Genomic DNA, 20,703 nt, shown 5'->3' with positions numbered 1-20,703 from the left:
CGTTTCGGCGGTCCCTGTCGACCCCCGCCGAATGTACCCCGATCGGGGTGGGATGCGCGGTCGTGCGCGTGGGAACGCTCCCCGAAAACCGTGCGAACGGCACAACTGTCGATACGTGTGCCATACGTCACCAGCTCCTCCTAAATTCCCTGAGCGGCCGTTAAGGTCCCGCGCAAGACTGGTTGTCGAGGTCACTACGCGGGAGGTCGCAATGACGAAGTACGTGTACGACTTCGCCGAGGGGAACAAGGACCTCAAGGATCTGCTCGGCGGCAAGGGCGCCAATCTCGCCGAGATGGTGCGAATAGGTCTGCCCGTGCCCCCGGGGTTCACCATCACGACCGAAGCCTGCCGGGAGTACCTCACCGCTGGCACCCCGCCCGCCGAGCTGGCCGAACAGGTCGGCGCGCACCTGTCGGCGCTGGAGCAGAAGATGGGCCGCCGGCTCGGCGATCCCGCCGACCCGCTGCTGGTCTCGGTGCGCTCGGGAGCCAAGTTCTCCATGCCCGGGATGATGGAGACGGTGCTCAACGTCGGGCTGACCGACGCCAGCGTGCACGGGCTGGCCGCGCGCAGCGGCAACGAGCGCTTCGCCTGGGACTCGTACCGCCGGTTGATCCAGATGTTCGGCAAGACCGTCTGCGACGTGCCCGGCGACGCCTTCGAGCACGCCATGGACCAGGTCAAGGGCGAGCGCGCCGACATCGACCTGGACGCCGCCGAGCTGCGCACCCTGGTGGACACGTTCAAGGCGATCTTCGCCGAGCACACCGGGCGCGACTTCCCGCAGGACCCGCGCGAGCAGATGGACCTCGCCGTCAACGCCGTCTTCGACTCCTGGAACGCCGAGCGGGCCGTGCTCTACCGCCGCCAGGAGCGCATCCCGGCCGACCTGGGCACCGCCGTCAACATCGTGGCGATGGTCTTCGGCAACCTCGGACCCGACTCCGGCACCGGCGTCGCCTTCACCCGCGACCCGGCCACCGGCGCCCGCGGCGTGTACGGCGACTACCTGGCCAACGCCCAAGGCGAGGACGTGGTGGCCGGCATCCGCAACACCGTCGGTCTGGCGGACCTGGAGCAGCTCGACAAGAAGTCGTTCGACGAGCTGATGGGCATCATGTCCACGCTCGAAGGGCACTACCGCGACCTGTGCGACATCGAGTTCACCATCGAGGCCGGCAAGCTGTGGATGCTGCAGACCCGCGTCGGCAAGCGCACCGCCGCCGCGGCGTTCATCATCGCCTCGCAGCTCGTCGACGAGGGCATGATCGACCTGGACGAGGCGCTGCGCCGGCAGAGCGGGGCGCGGCTGGCCCAGCTGATGTTCCCGACCTTCGACGAGGCCGCCGTCGACAAGCCGATCGCCAAGGGCATCGCGGCCTCGCCCGGCGCGGCCGTCGGGCACGTGGTGTTCGACAGCGTCCAGGCAGCCGAACAGGCAGCCAAGGGACAGAAGGTCATCCTGGTGCGCCGGGAGACCAACCCCGACGACCTGCCCGGCATGATCGCGGCGCAGGGCATCCTGACCAGCCGCGGCGGCAAGACCTCGCACGCCGCAGTGGTCGCCCGGGGCATGGGCAAGACCTGCGTGTGCGGCGCGGAGTCGGTCGAGGTGGACCTCGCCGCCAAGCGGTTCACCGTCGGCGACGTCACCGTGGGCGAGGGCGACCTGATCTCGATCGACGGCACCACCGGCGCGATCTACCTCGGCGAGGTGCCGGTCAAGCCCAGCCCGGTGGTCCGCTACTTCGACGGCGAGCTGGCCGCCGACGCGGACACCCTGGTCACCGCCGTACACCGCATGCTGACCCACGCCGACCAGCGGCGGCGGATGGCGGTGCGCACCAACGCCGACACCGGCTCCGACGCCGCCCGCGCCCGCCGCTTCGGGGCACAGGGCATCGGGCTGTGCCGCACCGAGCACATGTTCCTCGGCGAGCGCCGGGCCATGGTGGAGCGGCTGATCCTGGCCGACGGGGACGACGAGCAGCAGCGGGCGCTGGACGCGCTGCTGCCGCTGCAGCGCGACGACTTCGCCGAGATCTTCCGGGCGATGGACGGGCTGCCGGTCACCATCCGGCTGATCGACCCGCCGCTGCACGAGTTCCTGCCGCCGCTGGAGGAGCTGGCCGTCGAGGTGGCCACGGCGGAGGCGCCCGACCCGCACCGGCAGGCGCTGCTGGCCGCGGTGCACCGGATGCACGAGCAGAACCCGATGCTGGGCCTGCGCGGCGTACGCCTCGGGCTGGTCATCCCGGGCCTGTTCGGCATGCAGGTGCGGGCCATCGCGCAGGCCGCGGCCAAGGTCCGCGGCGAGGGCGGCGACGCCCGGCCGGAGATCATGGTGCCGCTGGTGGGCGCGGTCCAGGAGCTGGAGGCGGTACGCGCCGACGCCGAGCGCATCCTGGCCGAGGAGGGCATGTCCGGCACCCCGATCGGCACGATGATCGAGGTGCCGCGGGCCGCGCTGACGGCCGGGCAGATCGCCGAGGCGGCCGACTTCTTCTCCTTCGGCACCAACGACCTGACCCAGATGGGCTGGGGCTTCTCCCGCGACGACGTGGAGGGCTCGTTCTTCAGCCGGTACCTGGAGCTGGGCGTGTTCGGGGTGTCGCCGTTCGAGACGCTGGACCGCGACGGCATCGGCAGGCTGGTGCGCATCGCCGTGCAGGAGGGCCGGCAGGTCCGGCCCGGCCTGAAGATCGGTGTCTGCGGCGAGCACGGCGGCGACCCGGAGTCGGTGCGCTTCTTCGACGAGGTGGGCCTTGACTACGTGTCCTGCTCGCCGTTCCGCGTCCCGGTCGCCCGTCTGGAGGCCGGCCGCGCGGTGCTCTGACAGGTGAACTTAAAGGACGGGCACCTTCCACGTCGCACAGCGATGTGCAGGTGCCCGTCCTTTCTGTCGTGCGGGTTTACAGGTGGTGGCAGACGGGAATCCGGCGGCGTACGCTTTCGGCACTCTGTCCACACCGGCAGGAGGCGGCGATGGGGCTGCGCTGGCATGGCACCGCAGTGGACGCCGGGGATCCGGCACGGCTGGCTCGCTGGTGGGCCGAGGTCCTCCACTTCCAGATACTGGAGGAGCGGCCCGACGCCGTGGCGATCGCGCCCGACCAGGCGTCGTATCCGGGCATGCTGTTCGTGCAGGCGCCCGCCGCCAAGGTCGGCCGCAACCGGCTTCAGGTGGAACTCGACTGCGACGACCTCGTCGGCGACATCGAGCGGCTGATGGACATGGGCGCGCGCCACGTGCCGGTGGAGGCGTCGAGCACGCCGTGGACCCTGCTGGCCGACCCGGAGGGCAACGAGTTCCGGCTCCGCCCCCGGCCGTGAATCCTGAACACTGAAAGTTCCATCGGGATGAGTCGATATGGGAGCGTTTCCATAGATCATCGGATACGCGCTGGTCATTGACGCTTCACATGCGCGTGACATCCGGCTACATTGGTCCGCAGTTGTGGGAGCGCTCCCGCAACACTTACGCCCGATCACCACCGTGCCTGGCCACCGCGTCGGGCGGGGTAGGACGCGCCCACGTCCGGCCCCGCGACGTCCCGTCGTGGCGTGTCCGGTGCGGCTCCACGTACGAGGAGTCCCGCCATGCCCGACGCACGACCACACTGGGGACGCCGGCTCGCGGCGACCGCGGCCGCGGCGCTGACCGCGGCGAGTTTCGCCGTCGCCGTCAGCCCCGGCCCGGCCGCCGCCGCCCCGTCCTTCAACTACGCCGAGGCGCTGCAGAAGTCGCTGTACTTCTACGAGGCGCAGATAGCCGGCCCCAAGCCTGCCTGGAGCCGGGTCTCCTGGCGCGGCGACTCCGCCCTGAACGACGGCTCCGACGTGGGCCTGAACCTGACCGGCGGCTGGTTCGACGCCGGTGACCACGTCAAGTTCGGCTTCCCGATGGCGTTCACCACGACGATGCTGGCCTGGGGCGCGGTCGAGTACCGCCCCGGCTACGTCGCCTCGGGGCAGCTCACGCAGTTGCTGAACAACCTGCGGGTGCCCAACGACTACTTCATGAAGGCGCACCCGTCGGCCAACGTCCTCTACGGACAGATCGGCAAGGGCGACGACGACCACAAGTGGTGGGGTCCGGCCGAGGTGATGCCGATGGCGCGGCCCGCGTACAAGATCGACGCGAGTTGCGGCGGGGCGGACCTCGCGGGGGAGACCGCGGCCGCGATGGCCGCCTCGTCCATGGTGTTCCGGCCCACCGACCCGACCTACGCCGACACCCTGGTCACGCACGCCAAGCAGCTCTACACGTTCGCCGACACGGTGCGCCAGACCTACCACTCGTGCATCACCGACGCGACGAACTTCTACAAGTCCTGGAGCGGCTACACCGACGAGCTGGTGTGGGGCGGGATCTGGCTCTACCGGGCCACCGGTGACGCGTCCTACCTGGCCAAGGCCGAGGCGGCGTACGACAGCCTGGGCACCGAACCGCAGACCACCACCCGGTCCTACAAGTGGACGCTGGCCTGGGACAACAAGCAGTTCGGCGCGTACGTGCTGCTGGCCAACCTGACCGGCAAGCAGAAGTACGTCGACGACGCCAACCGGTGGCTGGACTACTGGACCGTCGGCGTCAACGGCGAGAAGATCCGCACCTCGCCCGGCGGCATGGCCGTGCTCGACAGCTGGGGCGCGCTGCGCTACGCCGCGAACACGTCGTTCGCCGCCCTGGTCTACAGCGACAAGACCACCGACACGGTGCGCAAGGCGCGCTACCACGACTTCGCGGTCCGGCAGATCAACTACGCGCTGGGCGACAACCCGCGCAACTCGTCGTACATGATCGGCTTCGGGAACAACTCGCCGAAGAACCCGCACCACCGCACCGCGCACGGTTCCTGGTGGGACAGCATGACGGTGCCGGTCGAGACCCGGCACGTGCTCTACGGAGCGCTCGTCGGCGGCCCGTCCTCGCCGGACGACGCCTACTCCGACCAGCGCAACGACTACGTGATGAACGAGGTCGCCACCGACTACAACGCCGGTCTGACCTCGTCGCTGGTCCGGCTGACCCAGGAGTACGGCGGCACCCCGCTGGCCGGGTTCCCCGGCGTGCAGGCCCCGGACATGGACGAGATGACCGTCGAGACGACGCTGACCGCCGACGCCCGGGAGACCCGGGTCAAGGCGATCGTCTACAACAAGTCCGCGTTCCCGGCCCGCGCGCTGACCACGGCGAAGTTCCGCTACTACTTCACCCGGGACGACGCCAGCGCGGTCGTGGTGACCGCCGGCTACACCCAGGGCTGCCCGTCGCCGAGCACGGCCAAGCAGGCCCAGGGCAACCTCTGGTACGTCGAGGTCGACTGCACCGGGTACACCATCGCGCCCGCCGGGCAGTCGCAGCACCGGATGGAGGTGCAGTTCAAGGTCGGCGTCGGCGAGGGCGGCACCTGGAGCACCGCCAACGACCCGTCGTACCTGGCCACCGCCGGGGTCAACCCGGGCGTGCCGCTCTACCACGGCGGGGTGCGGATCTGGGGCAACGAGCCCAGCACCACCCCGGACACCACCGCGCCGAGCGTGCCCGGCACCCCGAGCGCGTCCGGCGTCACCACCACCGGCCTGACGCTGGCCTGGGCGGGCTCGTCTGACACCGGCGGCAGCGGCCTGGCCGGCTACGACGTCTACCGCGAGGCGGGCACGACGGACGTGCTGGTCGGCTCGCCGACCGCGGCCACCCTGTCGCTGACCGGCCTCACCCCGAACACGTCGTACACCTACTACGTGATCGCCAAGGACGGGGCGGGCAACCGCTCGGCGGCCTCGACGCCGGCGACCTTCACCACGCTGATCGCCGACCCGGTCGACACCACCGCGCCGACCACGCCGGGCACGCCCGCCGCGTCCGCGGTGACCTCCAGCGGCCTCACCCTGACCTGGACCGGCTCGACCGACAACGTCGGCGTCACCGGCTACCGGGTCTACCGCGAGGCCGGCGCGACCGACGCGCTGCTGGCCACGGTCACCGGCACCACGTACGCGGTGACCGGGCTGACCGCCGCCACGGCGTACCAGTTCTACGTGGTCGCGGTCGACGCGGCGGGCAACGCCTCGACGCCGTCGGGCGCGGTGTCGGCGACCACCCTGCCGAACAATCCCGCGGGCAGCTGCCAGGTCACCTACGGCAGCAACGACTGGAGCACCGGTTTCACCGGCAACGTGACGATCAAGAACACCGGCACGGCCACGATGAACGGCTGGACGCTGCGGTTCTCGTTCACCGCCGGGCAGCAGGTCACCCAGTCCTGGTCGTCGAAGTACACCCAGACCGGGGCGGACGTCGCGATCACCAACGAGAGCTGGAACGGCACGCTCGCCGCCGGGGCGTCCACGTCGTTCGGCTTCAACGCCACGCACACCGGCAGCAACCCGCGGCCGGCGGCGTTCACGGTCAACGGCGCCACCTGCACCATCGGGTGACGTCTCCGGCCCGCGCCGCCGCCAGGGGGTGACGGCGGCGCGGGCACACCGGTCCGAGCCCAAGCGGACCGTTCGGGGGTACGCGGGTGCGGCGCGTACCCCCTTAAACTCGCTCATGTCCTCTCTCGACCCCCGGCTGAGCACCCACATCACCGTCCTCCGGTGGATCGTGGTCGCGCTCGCCTCGGTCTACGCGTTCTTCACCCTCATCGCCACGGTCGCCCTGGGCGGGTTCACCTTCGGCTGGAGCACCACCGCCCTGCTGGCCTTCCTCGGCTCCGCGGTGCTGAGTGCGGTGATCTACCTGCCCGCCGCGCCGATCGCCGCCCGGATCCGCCGCTCCGACGTCGCCCGGCTCTACACCGTCACCGCGATCAGGGCCTGGGGAGCGATGATGATGGGACAGTTCGGGCTGGTCTTCGTGTTCGCTCTCGACGTCGGCCTGACGCCGCTGCTGCTCGGCGGCACGGCCACCGTCGCCCTGCTCGCCCTCGGCGTCTGGCCCCGCCCGGCCCTGCTCCTCCCGCCGGTCGCCACCGCCTAGACACGCAAAGAGGGGGTACGCGGATGCGGTCGCGTACCCCCTGATCTCGGGCCGGGTCAGCAGCGGCGGCCCCGGTTGATGCAGTCGGTCGCGAACGTGACCAGCTGGTCCGGCATCACGTTGACGAAGTCGGCGTGGTCGGTGAGCGGGCTGTGGTTCTGCTCCGGGAACGTGTCCAGCGCGAACGACCGCCCGCGCGGCACGCTGTAGGTCAGCGTCATGCGCAGCTGCGCGATCGGCTTGGTGCCCTCCGGGCAACGCCCGTCCGCGTCGGGGAAGATCGCGTGCGCGCGGTGGTTGGCGCTGTCGGCGTTGACGCCGTCCCAGCAGCTCGGGAAGTCCAGCACCCGCTGCACCTGGCTGCCCCGCGGGCACAGCGGGTACTTGGTGGTGCGGCGGTTGGTGAAGCCGGTGCAGGTCCACTGCGCCTTGGCGTTGGTCGGGCCGTTGGTGACCGCTTTGGCATCGCCGGTGATCAGGCGGATGAAGTCCGGCATCGCGGTGACCTTCGCGAAGCGGTTGCCGCGGAACTCCAGCCGCACCGAAGCCGGGCGCAGGATGCGTCCGATGTTGCCGTCGTTGCCGCCGCCGTCGGCGGTCGCGTCCTCGCCGGTGGTGCCGCGCTGGCGCAGCACCGGCCAGTAGTAGGTGGACAGGTCGTTGCGCCGGCAGGTGGTGCCCGCCGCGGCGAGGCTCTCGTTGGTGGAGTTGCCGTCGGCGGACAGGTTGCCCACGTAGTCGTGCGTGTGGTGGGCGCCGTTGCTGACGCCCGGCGCGACGATGAAGTTGTCGGGGTTGCGGTGGTCGTTGAGGTTGCGGCCGCACAGCGAGGTGAACGTGCCCGCCGAGCCCTCCGGGGTCGCGCGGCGCTCGCGCACATTCGGCGCGATCGAGCGGATGTCGACGAAGTCGCTGTCGACGGCCGGGCCGGTCGGGGCGTGGCAGCGCGCGGGCGAGCGCGGCCGGGTGCATTCGGCGTCGGGGCCCTGGTCGTTCGGGATACGGGCGGCCGCGGCGAGCGCCGCCGGGACCTCTGCGGCGGGGGTGGCGCCGTCGCCGGTCGCGGCCTGCGAGACCTGGCTGATGGTGGCCAGCACCGTCGCGGCGATCAGCACGATCACCGCGGCCAGTAATCGCATCGCGCGAGGTTCCATCCGGTGCCGGGGGGAGTGACTGCGTGCCATCGGGGTGTCCTTCCGGGAGGTGGGTCACCGGACGCGGCCGCCGGGGGCGGCGACCGCGGCCGGGTCAGCGGGGGTGTCGGATGCGGGCGGTGGTCACCGCGCCCACGGCCAGCGAGGTCGCCAGGATCAGCCAGATCAGCGGGTCGGGCGGGCCGCCGGTGCGGGGGCCCGCGGCGGAGTTCGGCGCGGCGGCCGGGGTGGGGGGTGCGGGCAACGAGCTGTAGTCGACCAGTCCGGTGCTCTCCAGGTACGTCATGTGCCGCATCACGATCGTCACGGCCTTCTGGGCGAACTCGCGGATCACCTCGTTGCGGGTGCCCGCGCGGACCGCCGCGACGACGCTGAAGACCTTGCCGTGCGCGACGCGCAGTCGGGCGATGAAGACGTTGTCCCACGTCTCGCCGCGCAGTCCGTTCAGCTCGTCGAGCCAGCCCTGCTGCTCGGCGTTGGGCCGGTCGGGCACCGCCACCTGCAGTTGCGCCGCGACCTTGAGCACCTCGGCGTCCAGTGCGATGTGCTCGGCACTGATGTGGTGGCCGATCTCTCTGACCTTGTCGCTGCGGGCCCGGTCCTGGGCCTGCTTGCCGGCGGGGGCCTCCCAGAGCCCGGCGAGGCGTACCCGGACCAGCAGGTCCCGGTCGGCGGGACCGAGCGGCCCGAACTCGGTGACGGTCCAGCCGGGACCGGGTTCGTCGGCGTACGCGGCGGAGCCGGCCGGCGGCGGGGTGAGCGCCACCGCGACCATGAGGGCCGCGAGCGCTGCCACCGCAGCGGTCCGGGCGAGGCGAATGTCCATCAGACACCTTTCCGTGTTCGCCCGAATACTTGATGCGACTACCTGATTGGCGGCGCCAGGAGCCTATGCGGGACCCGTGCTCCCCAGTCAATCCCCGGAGGCTTTGTTAAGCCGTTATTAGGGTCCGCATAGGACGGAACTAAATTAGTGTGCCCAGTTCGCACCGGGCGTCCGCGATGTGGTCGCAGGCATTGACATTGTGCCGTAAAGGGTTGAAGGTGTCGTCCCAAAGGGATCGTAGAGCTTATTCGCGATGCCATTAACGCTTATTCGACAGAGTAGCGGGACGGTTATGGAGAGTACTCATGTCATCGCCGCGACGGTGGGATTCACGTCGTTCGGGCTGCTCTGGCTGGCAGTGCTCGGCGGCGTCGCGTTGCGCAACGGATGGGGTCTGAGCCGGATCCGCCGATCCGTGGCGTACGCCGCCCATCAGGGCGTCGCCCTGGTGGGGCTGACGCTGGGCCTGGTGCACGGGATCGCCCAGCTCGCCGTGCCGAACGGCACCATCAGCCTGGTCGAGGTGGTCGTGCCGTTCGTGGACACCCATGACCCCGTCGGCGTCGGCGCCGGCGTGCTGGGCCTGGAACTGGTGCTGGCCGGTGCGATCTCGATCGTGATCCAGCGCAGGCTCGGGTTCAGCCGCTGGCGCGCCGTGCACATGGCCACCTACGTCGGGTTCTCGCTGGTCTCGGCGCACGTGCTGATCTCCGGCACGGACACCGGCCCGGCCTGGGTCTGGGGGCCGGTGTACACGGCCTGGCTGGCGACGGTCGCGTTGTGGTTCACCACCTGGCCGCGCCGCAACCGCCGGGTCGAGTCCGACAACGTGCTCGCCGTCGTGCGCCCCGAGCAGCCGCGTGACAGCCTGGTGGTCGACGTGGACCCGGTGAAATGCGCCCGGTTCGGCTTCTGCGAGCAGGAGTCGCCCAGCGTGTTCAGCCTGCGCAGCGACGGGCGGCTCGACTACACCGCCGCCCCGCCCGCCTACCGCCTCGAAGAGGTGGTCCGGGCCGTCGAGGTCTGCCCGGCCCGCGCCATCACCGTCCGGCGTCCGGCCGGGGCCGCCCCGGCCGCGCCCCCGGCGCCGGTGACCCCGCTCATCGTGCGCCAGCGCGAGCGCGCCGAGACACCACCCGCCGACGACTTCGCCGACCTCCGCCCGCCGGGCCGCACCACCTTCGAACCCGCCACCGAACTCGACGAGTTCCGGCAGTCCCGGCGGCACAGCCGGGCTTCGCACCGGGCCGCCGGCGCGCGCGACCGTTTCCACGTCGCCGACCTGGCCAACGAGGAACAGCCGTGACCGAGCACCGCGAGTGGACCGTCCGGCTTCGCCACACCGGTGGCGGGCGGAACGAGGAGCAGGCATGAGGCACCGCACATCAGACCTGGACCGGGTCGTCGTCGTCGGCGGCGGGCGTGCCGCGGTGGCGGCGGTGGAGGAGCTGGACCGGCTCGGGTTCACCGGCGCGGTCTCCGTGCTGGCCGGCGAGTCCCACCCGCCGTATCACCGGCCAGCCTGCTCGAAAGGGCTGCTCACCGGTCAGCGGCCGGACGAGGTGCACCTGTCCACCGACGCCTCCGCGCGCTGGCTGACCGGGCGGGTGGCCGCCGAACTCGACGCCAAACGCCAGATCGTCTACGCCCAGACCGGCGAGATGTACGAGTACGACGCCCTCATCGTCGCGACCGGGGCCCGCCCGGTCATCCCGGACGGCTGGCCGGTCGGCGAGCCCGGCCTGCACAGCCTGCACAGCCTCGACGACGCGCTCAGCCTGGCCGCCGACCTGCGCCGGGCACGGCGGGTGGCCGTCGTCGGCGCGGGTCTCACCGGCTGCGAGGCCGCCTACGTGGTGCGCTCACTAGCCCGCGAATGCATCATGATCGACTCGAATCCCCAGGTCATGACACGTGCCGTCGGTTCCGTCACGGGCGGGCTGATCGCCGACACGATGCGCCACGAAGGCGTACGCATGCGCCTCGGCCGCCGGGTCAAGCACCTGTCCCGGGGCCGCCGCGGCTGGCGGCTCGACCTCGACGACGGCTCGCACGTCGACGCCGATCTGGTCATCGCCACGCTCGGCGAACGGCCCGACACCGACTGGTTCACCGCCCGCCACGCCGACACCACCGACGGCCTGCTCTGCGACGAGAGCCTGCGGGTGCAGGGCGTGGACCGGGTCGTCGCGGCCGGGGCCGTGGCCCGCTGGCCCAACGCCTGGTACGGCGACAAGCCCGCCCGCGTCGACCAGTGGATCGCCGCCATGGAGCTGGGCCGGGCCGCGGCCCGCACGCTGCTGTCCGGCTCGCGCGCAGCCCCCGCCGTCGGGGTCCTGCCGCGCTACTGGTCCGACCTGTTCGGGCTGCGCATCCAGGTCTGCGGCCGCCTCGACCAGGCCGAGGAGGTCGCCGTCACCGAACTGCGCCCCGGCCGCCGCGACATCGCCCGGGGCGGCGTGCTCGCCGCCCACCGCCGGGGCGGTGTGACCTCCGGCGTGGTCGCGGTCAACGCGCCGCGGCAGTTCACCACGCTCGCCCGCGCGATGCGGGAGGCGGGCCCGGCCCGCCCGCTCGTGTCGCTGCCCGCCGTCATCCCGAACCAGCGCCGCCTGAGCCTGGTCGGCTGAGCCGAGAGAAGGGAAAGTCCCGATGCTTCGAAGTGTTCGTGTCGTACTCGCAGCCTCACTGCTGCTGGTCCCGTTGGGCGCCATGACCGCCTGCGCGGGCCTGCGCGACGGCCCTGCGCCGCTCACCCAGCCCGCACCGTCACCGCTGGGGCCGGCGGGCAACGAGCCCGCCGCCGAGTCCGTCGTCGCCGCCGTCGGCGTGCCGACCGCGGAGCTGCGCGGCAAGAAGATCCCCAAGATGGGCGACGTGGTCACCGACGCCGACGGCTTCGTGCTCTACCGGTTCGACAAGGACACCGCCGATCCGCCCGCCTCCAACTGCTCCGGAGACTGCGCGGCGGTCTGGCCGCCGGTGCTGGTCGACGAGAACCTGAAGCTGACCGGGCTGGACGCCAAGCTCGTCGGCACGGTCGAGCGGGAGGACGGGGCCACCCAGGTCACCCTGGCCGGCTGGCCGCTCTACCGCTACCTGGGCGACAAGAAGGCCGGGCAGTGGAAGGGCCAGGCCGTCGGCGGCGTCTGGTTCGTCGTCGCGCCTACCGGCAAGAAGAACCTGACCTGCCTGCCGACCGCGACGCCCGTGCCGGTGCCCCCGCCCGGCGCGGATGCCTCGCCGGACGCCCCGGCGTCGCCCGCCGCGGCCGCCTCCCCGTCCGGGGACAGCGGGTACACGTACTGAATCGGCACTGCCTGAATCGGCCCCTCGGTGGGAGGGCGCGGCATTGCCTGCCACGCCCTCCCACGGGCCACACCGGATCGGTCAGCGCCGGAAGCGGAACCAGTCGATGTTCACGTAGTCGTTCGGCTGACCGCTGGTGAAGGTCAGGTAGACCGTGTGGGTGCCGGTCACCCCGCTCACGTTCGCGGGGATCTCCCGCCAGCTCGTCCAGCCGCCCGTGTTGGCGATGGCGAAGCTGCCGATCGGCGGATTGGACGGGCTGTCGATCCGCACCTCGACCAGCCCGCTGATGCCGCCCGCGGCACCCGAGGCGGCCCGGGTGACGAAGTCCAGCGGCGTCGGCGAACCGAAGTTCACCCCGTCGAAGCGCAGGTTGTCGCCGTTGCCGATGCTGCCGACGTAGTAGCCCTCGTAGATCGTGGTGCCCGTCTGGGCGTTGCGGCTCTCGGCCTGGATGTTGGCGTACGCGTCCCGGTTGCCCCCGCCCGGCGGCGGGCTGGCCGGCGGCGACGACGGCGGCGTGGTGCCACCCGTGGTCTGGTAGACCGCCACGTAGTCGACCCGCATCGGCTGGCCCGACACGGTGCTGCCGGTCGGCGTCGCCGAACCCGCCACGCCGTTCGGGAACGCCCCGCCCATCGCCACGTTGAGCAGCAGGAAGTAGCCGGCGTGCGAGGTCATCGCGGACCAGTACGAGCCGACCTGGCTCTGGTTCACGGTGTGGAACAGCGTCCCGTCGACGTACCAGCGCAGCTGCTGGGCGTTCTCGTTGGTGCGGTCCCACTCGAAGCGGTACGTGTGGAACGCCGACTGGCAGCTGCTGCCCGGGCAGGCGCGGCTCGCGCCGATGCCGTTGAACTCGTTGCACGGCCCGCCGGGTGCGACGCCGCAGTGCAGCACGCCCCACACCGAGTTGATGCCGTTGACGTTCTCCATGATGTCGAACTCGCCGACGCCCGGCCAGTTCTGGTAGTTGCCCCGGTAGGGCGCGCCCAGCGCCCAGAACGCGGGCCAGTAGCCGGCGGCCGCGGCCCCGGTGACGTTGGGCATCTGGATCCGGCCCTCGATGCGCAGGGTGCGCCCGGCCGCGGGCTTGAAGTCGGTGCGGACCGTCTCGATACGCGACGAGGTCCAGCTGGAGCCGCTCTTGATCGGCGTGATCAGCAGGTTGCCCGCGCCGTCGTGGCGGACGTTGCTGGTGCTGTTGGTGTACGTCTGGATCTCGCCGGTGCCCCATTGGGCGGGGCCGCCCGGGTAGGACGTGCCCGTGTCGATGATCCAGTTGCTGGACGACGGCAGCGTGTTGTTCGCGCCGTTGAAGTCGTCGCTCCACACCAGCTGCCAGCCCGAGGGCGTGCCGGGCAGCGAGGCGTGGGCGGGGATCGCGTTGACCGCGGCGGCGGCCGCGGCGACCAGGACGGCCAGTCCGGCCGCGAAGGTCGCCTTGCGTCGGGTGGAGAATCGCGTGCTCATCAGGGCTTTCTCCTCCTGGGGAAGAGGGTGGCCCGCACGCCGAGGGTGGGCATGGGCGGCGGACCTGGTCCGTGGACGGGTTGTGAGAGCGCTCTCTTGCTTCACCACTTAACGTGCCCGCAACATGAATGTCAATAACCATCGATGCCAACGTGGAGGGTGCCGGTCGGCTGACGTTCACCGCGCGTGCGCGATAAAGCGGACCGCGGTCAGTAGTCTTGGTTGATGGTCGATCCCAGCGAGCGGTTCATCCCCGAGCCTTCGAAGGACACGGGTTTCGGTCGCAGCCCCTACGAGCGCGACCGGGCGCGGGTGCTGCACTCGGCCGGGTTCCGGCGGCTGGCCGCCAAGACCCAGGTGCACACCGCGGGCAGCGGCGACTTCCTGCGTACGCGGCTGACGCACTCGATCGAGGTGGCGCAGATCGCCCGCGAGATGGGCGCCCGGCTGGGCTGCGACCCGGACGTCGTCGACGTCGCCGGGCTGGCCCATGACCTGGGGCATCCGCCGTTCGGGCACAACGGTGAGGATGCGCTCGACGAGGTCAGCCGGGCCTGGGGCGGGTTCGAGGGCAACGCGCAAACGCTGCGGGTGCTGACCCGGCTGGAGGCCAAGGTGGAGGGCGCGGGGCTCAACCTCACCCGGGCCTCGCTGGACGCGACCTGCAAGTATCCGTGGCCGCGCCGCGAGGGCACCCGCAAGTTCGGGGTGTACGCCGACGACCGCCCCGTCTTCGACTGGATCCGCCGGGGCGCGCCCGACGACGACCGGCGCTGCCTGGAGGCGCAGGTCATGGACTGGTCCGACGACGTGGCCTATTCGGTGCACGACGTGGAGGACGGCCTCTACTCCGGCTTCATCGAGCTGCAGCCGCTGCTGCTGGACGCCGACGAGCGGGCCGCGCTGTGCGCGGACGTGGCACAGGTGTACTCGTCCGAGTCTCCGGCACTCCTGCACGAGGCCCTGATCGAGCTGCTGGCCGATCCCGTGGTCGCGCCGCTGGCCGGGTACGACGGCTCGTTCAAGGCGCAGCTGGCGCTCAAGCGCTGCACCAGCGTCCTGACCGGACGGTTCGTGGCCGCCGCGGTCGACGCCACCCGGGACAAGTACGGCGACGGCACGCTGCGCCGTTACGACGCCGACCTGATCGTGCCGGCGACCGCCCGCATCCGCTGCGCCCTGCTCAAGGGCATCGCCCTGCGGTACGTGATGCGCCGCCGCGGTATGGAGCCCTGGTACGACCAGCAGCGCCAGATCCTGCGCGACCTGATCCGGCTGCTCGCCGACCGCGCCCCCGACGAGCTGGACCCGGTCTTCGCCCCGCTGTGGCGGGAGGCCGCCGACGACACGGCCCGCTGCCGCGTCGTCGTCGACCAGGTCGCCTCCCTCACCGACACTGCCGCCCAGGCCTGGCACCAGCACCTGACCGCCCCCACCGCCTGACCGCCACCACCTGACCACGCCACCTGGTCACCGCCACCTGACCACGCCACCTGGTCGCCGCCACCTGACAACCGGCACCTGACCGTGCTGCCCGGCCACCGGCGCTGCCTGACCGCCGACGCCCCGTTCGGCGTCGCGCCGCCCGCTGAGGCGCTCATGATCGCTGTTTCGGGTCGGAATCTGCGGTCGGACCGCATCTTCTGACCTGAAACAGCGATCTTCGCGGTGCTACGGAGCCTGATCCGGCGCGAGCTGGTCCGGTATATCCGGGATAGACGGGTTGGCGAGGGCACGGGCGGCCAGGAGCTTCCGGTTTTCGGCAGCGTTGGTGCGGGCGGTGCGGCCGATCCACCAGAAGTGGCCCGCTGCGGCGGCGGCGAACAGCGCGAGGGCGAGTGCGATGACCGCCCAGCCGGGCAGCCGCGCGGCGGCTGCGAGCAGGCCGCCACCCATCGCGAACAGGGCGCTGTTGACCAGGCCGATGGTCGCGGCCAGGCCGACCGCGTCACGCAGCCGCCGGCGGCGAGGGCTAGCCGGGGGCGGGAAGAGTCCGGCGTCGTCGAGGGTGGGCAACAGGACGAATCGGACCAGGTCCGGGGCGCGGCGGAGCAGGTAGGTGCGCAGCGTCTGCTCAGCGAGGCCGTAGCGCTGGGAGGCGCCGGTGTAGCGCAGCTGGCGGGCGAACACGGCCGGGCCCATCAGCAGCACCAGCGTGCCGAGCGTCGCCACGGCGCCGACCTTCACGTTGTCGTCGATGTTGCTGCCGAGCAGGCCGGCTGAGACCGCGGCCACGGCGGTGGCGATGACCAGGAAGAAGTTGTACCGGTTGTGGGCCTGGTCGCTGACCGCCCGGCGCATTTCGAGGATCTTGGTGTACTCGGCGAGCGCGACGGTGAGCTCGATGTCGTCGGCGGCGCGGCGGGCGGCGTCGGGTGCGGGAGTGGGAAGGGCCACGATCGCACGGTATCGGCTGTGCGCCCGCGTGGCGTCCCCTGGCAGGATGTACCGCATGGCCGGGGGTCGGATCCGTGATGAGGACATCGCGCTCGTACGCGAGCGCAGCTCGATCGTGGACGTGGCCGGTGAGCAGGTCACCCTGAAGAACGCGGGCGGCGGCAACCTGAAGGGCCTGTGCCCGTTCCACGACGAGAAGACCCCGTCGTTCACCGTCTCCCAGGCCCGCAACGTGTGGTTCTGCCACGGTTGCGGCGAGGGCGGCGACGTGATCAACTTCGTCCAGAAGATCGATCACCTGAGCTTCATCGAATCCGTGGAGCGCCTCGCCGACCGGGCGGGCATCCAGCTGCGCCGGATCGAGGGCGGCCCGGCGGTCGAGCGCCCGCAGCACGGCCAGCGTCAGCGCCTGGTCGCCGCGCATGCCGCGGCCCAGGAGTTCTACGCCGAGCAGTTGCTCACGCCGGGGGCGCGGGCGGCCCGGGAGTTCCTCGCCGAGCGGGGCTTCGACCGGGACGCGGCGCAGCGCTACGGCTGCGGGTTCGCCCCGGTGGAGTGGGATCTGCTGGTCAAGCACCTGCGCGGGCGGGGGTTCAGCGCGGCCGAGATGGAGACCGCCGGGCTGGCCCGGCAGGCCCGCTCGGGCAGCCTGGTGGACCGGTTCCGCCGGCGCCTGCTGTGGCCGATCCGGGACGTCTCCGGCGACGTGATCGGCTTCGGGGCGCGCAAGCTGTTCGACGACGACGACGGCCCGAAGTACCTGAACACCCCCGAGACGCCGCTGTACAAGAAGTCGCACGTGCTCTACGGCATCGACCAGGCCAAGCGCGAGATCGCCAAGCAGGGCCGGGCGGTGATCGTCGAGGGGTACACCGACGTGATGGCCTGCCACCTGGCCGGGGTGACCACGGCCGTGGCGACGTGCGGCACCTCGTTCGGCGCGGACCACATCGGGGTGCTGCGGCGGCTGCTGCTGGACACCGACGCGTACGCCGGGGAGATCATTTTCACCTTCGACGGCGACGCCGCGGGGCAGAAGGCGGCGCTGCGCGCGTTCGGCGACGACCAGCGCTTCGTCGGGCAGACGTTCATCGCGGTCAGCCCGGACGGCATGGACCCCTGCGAGCTGCGCCTGGCCCGGGGCGACCTGGCCGTGCGCGACCTGGTCGCGCGGCGCGAGCCGCTGATCGCGTTCGCGCTGCGCTCCACGCTGGCCCGCTACGACCTGGACACGGTCGAGGGCCGGGTCGCCGCGCTGCGCACCACCGCCCCCATGGTCGCGAAGATCAAGGACCGTTCCCTGCTCACCGGGTACGCGCAGAAGCTCGCCGGGGACCTCGGCGTCGACGTCGACCAGGTGCGCACGGCGATCCGCACCGCCGACGGCGCGAACGTGCCCGCCCCCCGGCCCGCCGCGGTCGCCCCCGACAGCCCGCGCCTGGTGGTCGAGCGGGAGGCGCTGAAGCTGGCGATCCAGCAGCCGGTGCTGGCCGGGCCGGTGTTCGACGCGGTCGACGAGACCCTCTACGCGCACCCGCCGTACCGGGAGGTCCGGATGGCGATCGCCGCCGCGGGCGGGGCCTGCGCCGGGGTGGCCGGAGCCGGCTGGGTCAACAGCGTGCGCGACGCCTGCGCGGATCTGGCCGCGCAGATGCTGGTCCTGGAGCTGGCCGTCGAGCCGGTGCGCTACGACGGCGAGCCGGACTCGGGCTACCTGCACGTCGTGCTGGCCCGCCTGCAGCTCGCCGGGCTCAACCAGCGCATCGGCGAGGTCAAGTCGCGGCTGCAGCGGATCAACCCGGTGACCGAGTCCGACGAATACCGGGCGCGTTTCACCGAGCTCGTCGCCCTGGAGCAGCACTCCCGGGCGCTCAAGGAGAAGGCCGCCGGAGGGCTCTGATGAAGTTTTCACTGTTCGGCGGGCGGCGCACGCTGCCCGCGGAGCGCCGTCCGCTGCTGGCCGCCGACGAGCGGGTGCTGGCCTGGGCCCCGATGGACGAGGACACCGTGGTCGCGACCAACCTCGGGCTGTGGTGGGACGAGCAGCGCACCGGCTGGCACCGCATCGACAAGGCGGTCTGGGACGGCGAGGCGCTGGTGGTCACCCCGGCCGAGGTCGTCGCGGAGCGGGCCGGCTACGAGGTGGTCGCCGACGGTACGCCGGTGCGCCTCAAGCTCGCCGATCCGCACCACCTGCCGCACCAGGTGCGCCTGCGGGTGACCAGTTCGGTGCAGCAGCCGCAGCACCACGAGCTGCCCGGCGGCGGCGCCTGGATCTTCGCCCGGCGGGTGCCCGGCGTCGACGGCCTGAGCTGGACCGTCCGCTACGACGCCGGAACGGACGGGGAAGATCCGGCGGTCGTCGCCGCGACCGACCAGCTCATCGCCGCCGCCCGAGGCGACCTCGGCGACCTCTGACCGCACCCCCCGCGCGCCTGCACCCCCCCCGCGCGCCCGCACCCCCCGCGCTAGCGACCTCTGACCGCACCTCACCTCCCGTGCGCCCGCGCGCCCGCGACCTCTGACCGCACCTCCTGCACGCCCGCGCTAGGCGACCTGGGCACAGCTCCCGCGCCCCCGCCTGAGGCGAGCTGGTGCAGCTTCCCGGGCCCGTCGCGCTTCCGCGCCGGTGGCGAGCGAAGGAAGGGCACCTTCTTAACGCCATGCGCAGTGAAAGGTGCCCTTCCAACTTGGGCGGCCGCGAAGATCGCTGTTTTGTGTCGAGAAGTGAGGTCTGACCACAGGTTCTGACACGAAACGGCGATCTTGCGCCGTTGCGTGGGCGCGGTGGCAGGCATGGTGATCGATAAATCGGGAAAAGGGCGCGAGTTTGTCGGAGGGCGGGGATAGGGTCGCCGCGTGAGTGACCAACGACCCCCGATGATCCATGCCCGCGGACTGGTCAAGCGGTTCGGCGACTTCACTGCGGTGGACGGCATCGACCTGGAGGTCGCGCCCGGCGAGGCGTTCGGCTTCCTGGGCCCCAACGGCGCCGGCAAATCCTCCACCATGCGCATGATCGGCTGTGTCTCCACGCCGACCGCCGGTGAGCTGCGCATTCTGGGCATGGACCCGGTGCGTGAGGGGCCCGCGATCCGCGGTCGGCTGGGCGTGTGCCCGCAGACCGACAACCTCGACCCGGATCTCACCGTGTTCGAGAACCTGACCACCTATGCGCGCTACTTCGGCATCCCGCGCGCCGAGGGCCGCCGCCGCGCCGCCGAGCTGCTGGAGTTCGTGCAGCTCACGGAGAAGTCCGGCAGCACGGTCGACCCGCTGTCCGGCGGCATGAAGCGCCGGCTCTCCATCGCCCGCGCCATGATCAACGAGCCTGACCTGGTGCTGCTCGACGAGCCCACCACCGGCCTCGACCCGCAGGCCCGCCACCTGCTGTGGGAGCGGCTGTTCCGGCTCAAGCAGCGGGGCGTCACGCTCGTGCTGACCACGCACTACATGGACGAAGCCGAGCAGCTGTGCGACCGGCTCGTGGTGATGGACGCCGGCAAGATCGTCGCCGAGGGCTCGCCGCGCCACCTCATCGAGACGTACTCCACCCGCGAGGTCGTCGAGCTGCGCTTCGGCGACGACGCCCCGGCGACGTACGTGGAGAAGCTCGCGGGCATCGGGGAGCGCCTCGACCCGCTGCCCGATCGGCTGCTGCTCTACAGCGACGACGGCGACGCGGCCGTGAACGAGGTGCACCGGCGCGGCTTCACCCCGTCCAGCGTGCTGGTGCGCCGCTCGACCCTGGAGGACGTGTTCCTGATCCTCACCGGCCGGACGCTGGTCGACTGATGGACGGCACACTCGCGGTGTTCAACCGCGCGATCGTCTCGTACCGGCGGCTCTGGCAGGCCTCGGTCTTCTCGTCGTTCATCCTGCCGGTGCTGTTCGTGCTCAGCATCGGCATCGGGGTCGGCGGCCACATCAGCGGCGTCGACGGCGTCAGCTACCTGGACTGGATCGTGCCGGGGGTGCTCGCCTCGACCGCGTTCCAGATGGCGGTGGGGGAGTCCACCTTCCCGGTGCTGGGCGACTTCAAGTGGGTCCGCGGCTATCACGCGATGCGGGCCACCCCGGTGCGCATCGCCGACATGATCTCCGGCTACCAGCTGTACATCATGTTCCGGGTGGTCATCGCCTCGGTGGTGTTCCTCGGGGTCAGCGCGCTGTTCGGGGCGATCCACTCGCCGTGGGTGGTGTTCACGCCGTTCGTGTGCGCGCTGCTCGGGGTCGCGGTCTCGGCGCCCACCTCGGCGTTCGCGGCGACGATCGAGAACGACAGCTACTTCGCGCTGCTGTTCCGGTTCCTGGTGATCCCGTCGACGCTGTTCGCCGGGGTGTTCTTCCCGGTGTCGCAGCTGCCCGCGCTGCTGCGGCCGCTGGCGTACGCGTCGCCCCTGTGGCACGCGGTCGAGCTGTGCCGCGCGGCCACGCTGGGCGTTGCGCCGCCCTGGCCCGTCGCCGCGCACCTGGCGTACCTGCTGGCCTGGGCCGGGTTGGGTTACCTGCTGGCGCTGCGCGCCTTCCGCCGACGGCTCTCGGACTGAGGG

General features: G+C 71.5%; 16 protein-coding genes. 12 read left to right on the top strand and 4 right to left on the bottom strand.

The features are described 5' to 3' along the window. The first annotated feature begins 211 nt into the window (after nucleotides 1-211). The 4 genes from ppdK to F6W97_RS34680 all read left to right on the top strand — a co-directional run bounded on the left by ppdK (nucleotide 212) and on the right by F6W97_RS34680 (nucleotide 6,991). Nucleotides 212-2,839: a pyruvate, phosphate dikinase gene (ppdK, locus tag F6W97_RS34695; RefSeq protein WP_155374801.1), complete on the top strand. Its 2,628-nt coding sequence runs from the start codon at nucleotides 212-214 to the stop codon at nucleotides 2,837-2,839. Nucleotides 2,840-2,988: 149 nt separating this feature from the next. Beyond that, complete coding sequence (locus F6W97_RS34690; protein ID WP_155374800.1) at nucleotides 2,989-3,336, top strand: VOC family protein; 348 nt, start codon at nucleotides 2,989-2,991, stop codon at nucleotides 3,334-3,336. A gap of 267 nt (nucleotides 3,337-3,603) precedes the next feature. Beyond that, nucleotides 3,604-6,447 carry a glycoside hydrolase family 9 protein gene (locus F6W97_RS34685; protein ID WP_155374799.1) on the top strand — a complete coding sequence of 948 codons (2,844 nt, stop codon included), beginning with the start codon at nucleotides 3,604-3,606 and terminating at the stop codon, nucleotides 6,445-6,447. 115 nt (nucleotides 6,448-6,562) lie between these two features. After that, nucleotides 6,563-6,991, top strand: a complete 429-nt coding sequence (locus F6W97_RS34680) for a hypothetical protein (protein WP_155374798.1) — start codon at nucleotides 6,563-6,565, stop codon at nucleotides 6,989-6,991. 56 nt (nucleotides 6,992-7,047) lie between these two features. Here F6W97_RS34680 and F6W97_RS34675 read toward each other — a convergent pair whose 3' ends face one another. Both F6W97_RS34675 and F6W97_RS34670 read right to left on the bottom strand, forming a co-directional pair. Then, the gene (locus tag F6W97_RS34675; RefSeq protein ID WP_230687229.1) at nucleotides 7,048-8,130 is read right to left on the bottom strand and encodes a DUF1996 domain-containing protein; all 1,083 of its coding nucleotides are present in this window, start codon (nucleotides 8,128-8,130) and stop codon (nucleotides 7,048-7,050) included. Between the two features lie 109 nt (nucleotides 8,131-8,239). Next, the gene (locus F6W97_RS34670) at nucleotides 8,240-8,971 is read right to left on the bottom strand and encodes a DUF4142 domain-containing protein (protein WP_155374796.1); all 732 of its coding nucleotides are present in this window, start codon (nucleotides 8,969-8,971) and stop codon (nucleotides 8,240-8,242) included. Nucleotides 8,972-9,263: 292 nt separating this feature from the next. Between F6W97_RS34670 and F6W97_RS34665 the strand changes: the two genes are divergently transcribed. The 3 genes from F6W97_RS34665 to F6W97_RS34655 all read left to right on the top strand — a co-directional run bounded on the left by F6W97_RS34665 (nucleotide 9,264) and on the right by F6W97_RS34655 (nucleotide 12,280). After that, nucleotides 9,264-10,277, top strand: coding sequence for a ferric reductase-like transmembrane domain-containing protein (locus tag F6W97_RS34665; protein ID WP_196279457.1), 1,014 nt, complete (start codon nucleotides 9,264-9,266; stop codon nucleotides 10,275-10,277). 64 nt (nucleotides 10,278-10,341) lie between these two features. Continuing rightward, complete coding sequence (locus F6W97_RS34660; RefSeq protein ID WP_155374794.1) at nucleotides 10,342-11,601, top strand: NAD(P)/FAD-dependent oxidoreductase; 1,260 nt, start codon at nucleotides 10,342-10,344, stop codon at nucleotides 11,599-11,601. A 22-nt stretch (nucleotides 11,602-11,623) separates the two neighbouring features. Then, a complete protein-coding gene (locus F6W97_RS34655) occupies nucleotides 11,624-12,280 on the top strand; it encodes a hypothetical protein (protein ID WP_155374793.1) in 657 nt (218 codons plus the stop codon). 81 nt (nucleotides 12,281-12,361) lie between these two features. Here the strand turns inward: F6W97_RS34655 and F6W97_RS34650 are convergent, their stop codons facing one another. Continuing rightward, nucleotides 12,362-13,753 (bottom strand): carbohydrate-binding protein, encoded by a 1,392-nt coding sequence (locus F6W97_RS34650; protein WP_155374792.1) that lies wholly within the window; start codon nucleotides 13,751-13,753, stop codon nucleotides 12,362-12,364. Between the two features lie 225 nt (nucleotides 13,754-13,978). Here F6W97_RS34650 and F6W97_RS34645 point away from each other — a divergent pair, with 225 nt between their 5' ends. After that, nucleotides 13,979-15,196, top strand: coding sequence for a deoxyguanosinetriphosphate triphosphohydrolase (locus tag F6W97_RS34645; RefSeq protein WP_155374791.1), 1,218 nt, complete (start codon nucleotides 13,979-13,981; stop codon nucleotides 15,194-15,196). A 228-nt stretch (nucleotides 15,197-15,424) separates the two neighbouring features. On the opposite strand, the gene F6W97_RS34640 is transcribed toward F6W97_RS34645, so the two are convergent. Further along, nucleotides 15,425-16,150, bottom strand: a complete 726-nt coding sequence (locus F6W97_RS34640) for a hypothetical protein (protein ID WP_155374790.1) — start codon at nucleotides 16,148-16,150, stop codon at nucleotides 15,425-15,427. Between the two features lie 55 nt (nucleotides 16,151-16,205). Between F6W97_RS34640 and dnaG the strand changes: the two genes are divergently transcribed. From dnaG to F6W97_RS34620, 4 genes are all read left to right on the top strand, one after another. Continuing rightward, nucleotides 16,206-18,050 carry a DNA primase gene (gene dnaG / locus F6W97_RS34635; RefSeq protein ID WP_330165000.1) on the top strand — a complete coding sequence of 615 codons (1,845 nt, stop codon included), beginning with the start codon at nucleotides 16,206-16,208 and terminating at the stop codon, nucleotides 18,048-18,050. After that, nucleotides 18,050-18,568, top strand: a complete 519-nt coding sequence (locus F6W97_RS34630) for a hypothetical protein (RefSeq protein ID WP_155374788.1) — start codon at nucleotides 18,050-18,052, stop codon at nucleotides 18,566-18,568. Before dnaG ends, F6W97_RS34630 begins: the two co-directional genes overlap by 1 nt. Nucleotides 18,569-19,030: 462 nt before the next feature. Further along, the gene (locus F6W97_RS34625) at nucleotides 19,031-19,945 is read left to right on the top strand and encodes an ABC transporter ATP-binding protein (protein WP_155374948.1); all 915 of its coding nucleotides are present in this window, start codon (nucleotides 19,031-19,033) and stop codon (nucleotides 19,943-19,945) included. Continuing rightward, the gene (locus F6W97_RS34620) at nucleotides 19,945-20,700 is read left to right on the top strand and encodes an ABC transporter permease (RefSeq protein WP_155374787.1); all 756 of its coding nucleotides are present in this window, start codon (nucleotides 19,945-19,947) and stop codon (nucleotides 20,698-20,700) included. The genes F6W97_RS34625 and F6W97_RS34620 overlap by 1 nt, the downstream gene beginning before the upstream one ends. Nucleotides 20,701-20,703: the final 3 nt, after the last annotated feature.

This window comes from Catellatospora vulcania (assembly GCF_009720385.1).
Lineage (GTDB): Bacteria > Actinomycetota > Actinomycetes > Mycobacteriales > Micromonosporaceae > Catellatospora > Catellatospora vulcania.
The sequence above is the reverse complement of the archived record's forward strand: the minus strand, read 5'-3'. Positions and strand labels throughout refer to the sequence as shown.

What these genes read in the sequence shown, in the direction of transcription:
- ppdK (WP_155374801.1), top strand. Translation starts at nt 212, where the DNA reads ATGACGAAGTACGTGTACGACTTCGCCGAGGGGAACAAGGACCTCAAG.
- F6W97_RS34690 (WP_155374800.1), top strand. Translation starts at nt 2,989, where the DNA reads ATGGGGCTGCGCTGGCATGGCACCGCAGTGGACGCCGGGGATCCGGCA.
- F6W97_RS34685 (WP_155374799.1), top strand. Translation starts at nt 3,604, where the DNA reads ATGCCCGACGCACGACCACACTGGGGACGCCGGCTCGCGGCGACCGCG.
- F6W97_RS34680 (WP_155374798.1), top strand. Translation starts at nt 6,563, where the DNA reads ATGTCCTCTCTCGACCCCCGGCTGAGCACCCACATCACCGTCCTCCGG.
- F6W97_RS34675 (WP_230687229.1), bottom strand. Translation starts at nt 8,130, where the DNA reads ATGCGATTACTGGCCGCGGTGATCGTGCTGATCGCCGCGACGGTGCTG.
- F6W97_RS34670 (WP_155374796.1), bottom strand. Translation starts at nt 8,971, where the DNA reads ATGGACATTCGCCTCGCCCGGACCGCTGCGGTGGCAGCGCTCGCGGCC.
- F6W97_RS34665 (WP_196279457.1), top strand. Translation starts at nt 9,264, where the DNA reads ATGGAGAGTACTCATGTCATCGCCGCGACGGTGGGATTCACGTCGTTC.
- F6W97_RS34660 (WP_155374794.1), top strand. Translation starts at nt 10,342, where the DNA reads ATGAGGCACCGCACATCAGACCTGGACCGGGTCGTCGTCGTCGGCGGC.
- F6W97_RS34655 (WP_155374793.1), top strand. Translation starts at nt 11,624, where the DNA reads ATGCTTCGAAGTGTTCGTGTCGTACTCGCAGCCTCACTGCTGCTGGTC.
- F6W97_RS34650 (WP_155374792.1), bottom strand. Translation starts at nt 13,753, where the DNA reads ATGAGCACGCGATTCTCCACCCGACGCAAGGCGACCTTCGCGGCCGGA.
- F6W97_RS34645 (WP_155374791.1), top strand. Translation starts at nt 13,979, where the DNA reads ATGGTCGATCCCAGCGAGCGGTTCATCCCCGAGCCTTCGAAGGACACG.
- dnaG (WP_330165000.1), top strand. Translation starts at nt 16,206, where the DNA reads ATGGCCGGGGGTCGGATCCGTGATGAGGACATCGCGCTCGTACGCGAG.
- F6W97_RS34630 (WP_155374788.1), top strand. Translation starts at nt 18,050, where the DNA reads ATGAAGTTTTCACTGTTCGGCGGGCGGCGCACGCTGCCCGCGGAGCGC.
- F6W97_RS34625 (WP_155374948.1), top strand. Translation starts at nt 19,031, where the DNA reads ATGATCCATGCCCGCGGACTGGTCAAGCGGTTCGGCGACTTCACTGCG.
- F6W97_RS34620 (WP_155374787.1), top strand. Translation starts at nt 19,945, where the DNA reads ATGGACGGCACACTCGCGGTGTTCAACCGCGCGATCGTCTCGTACCGG.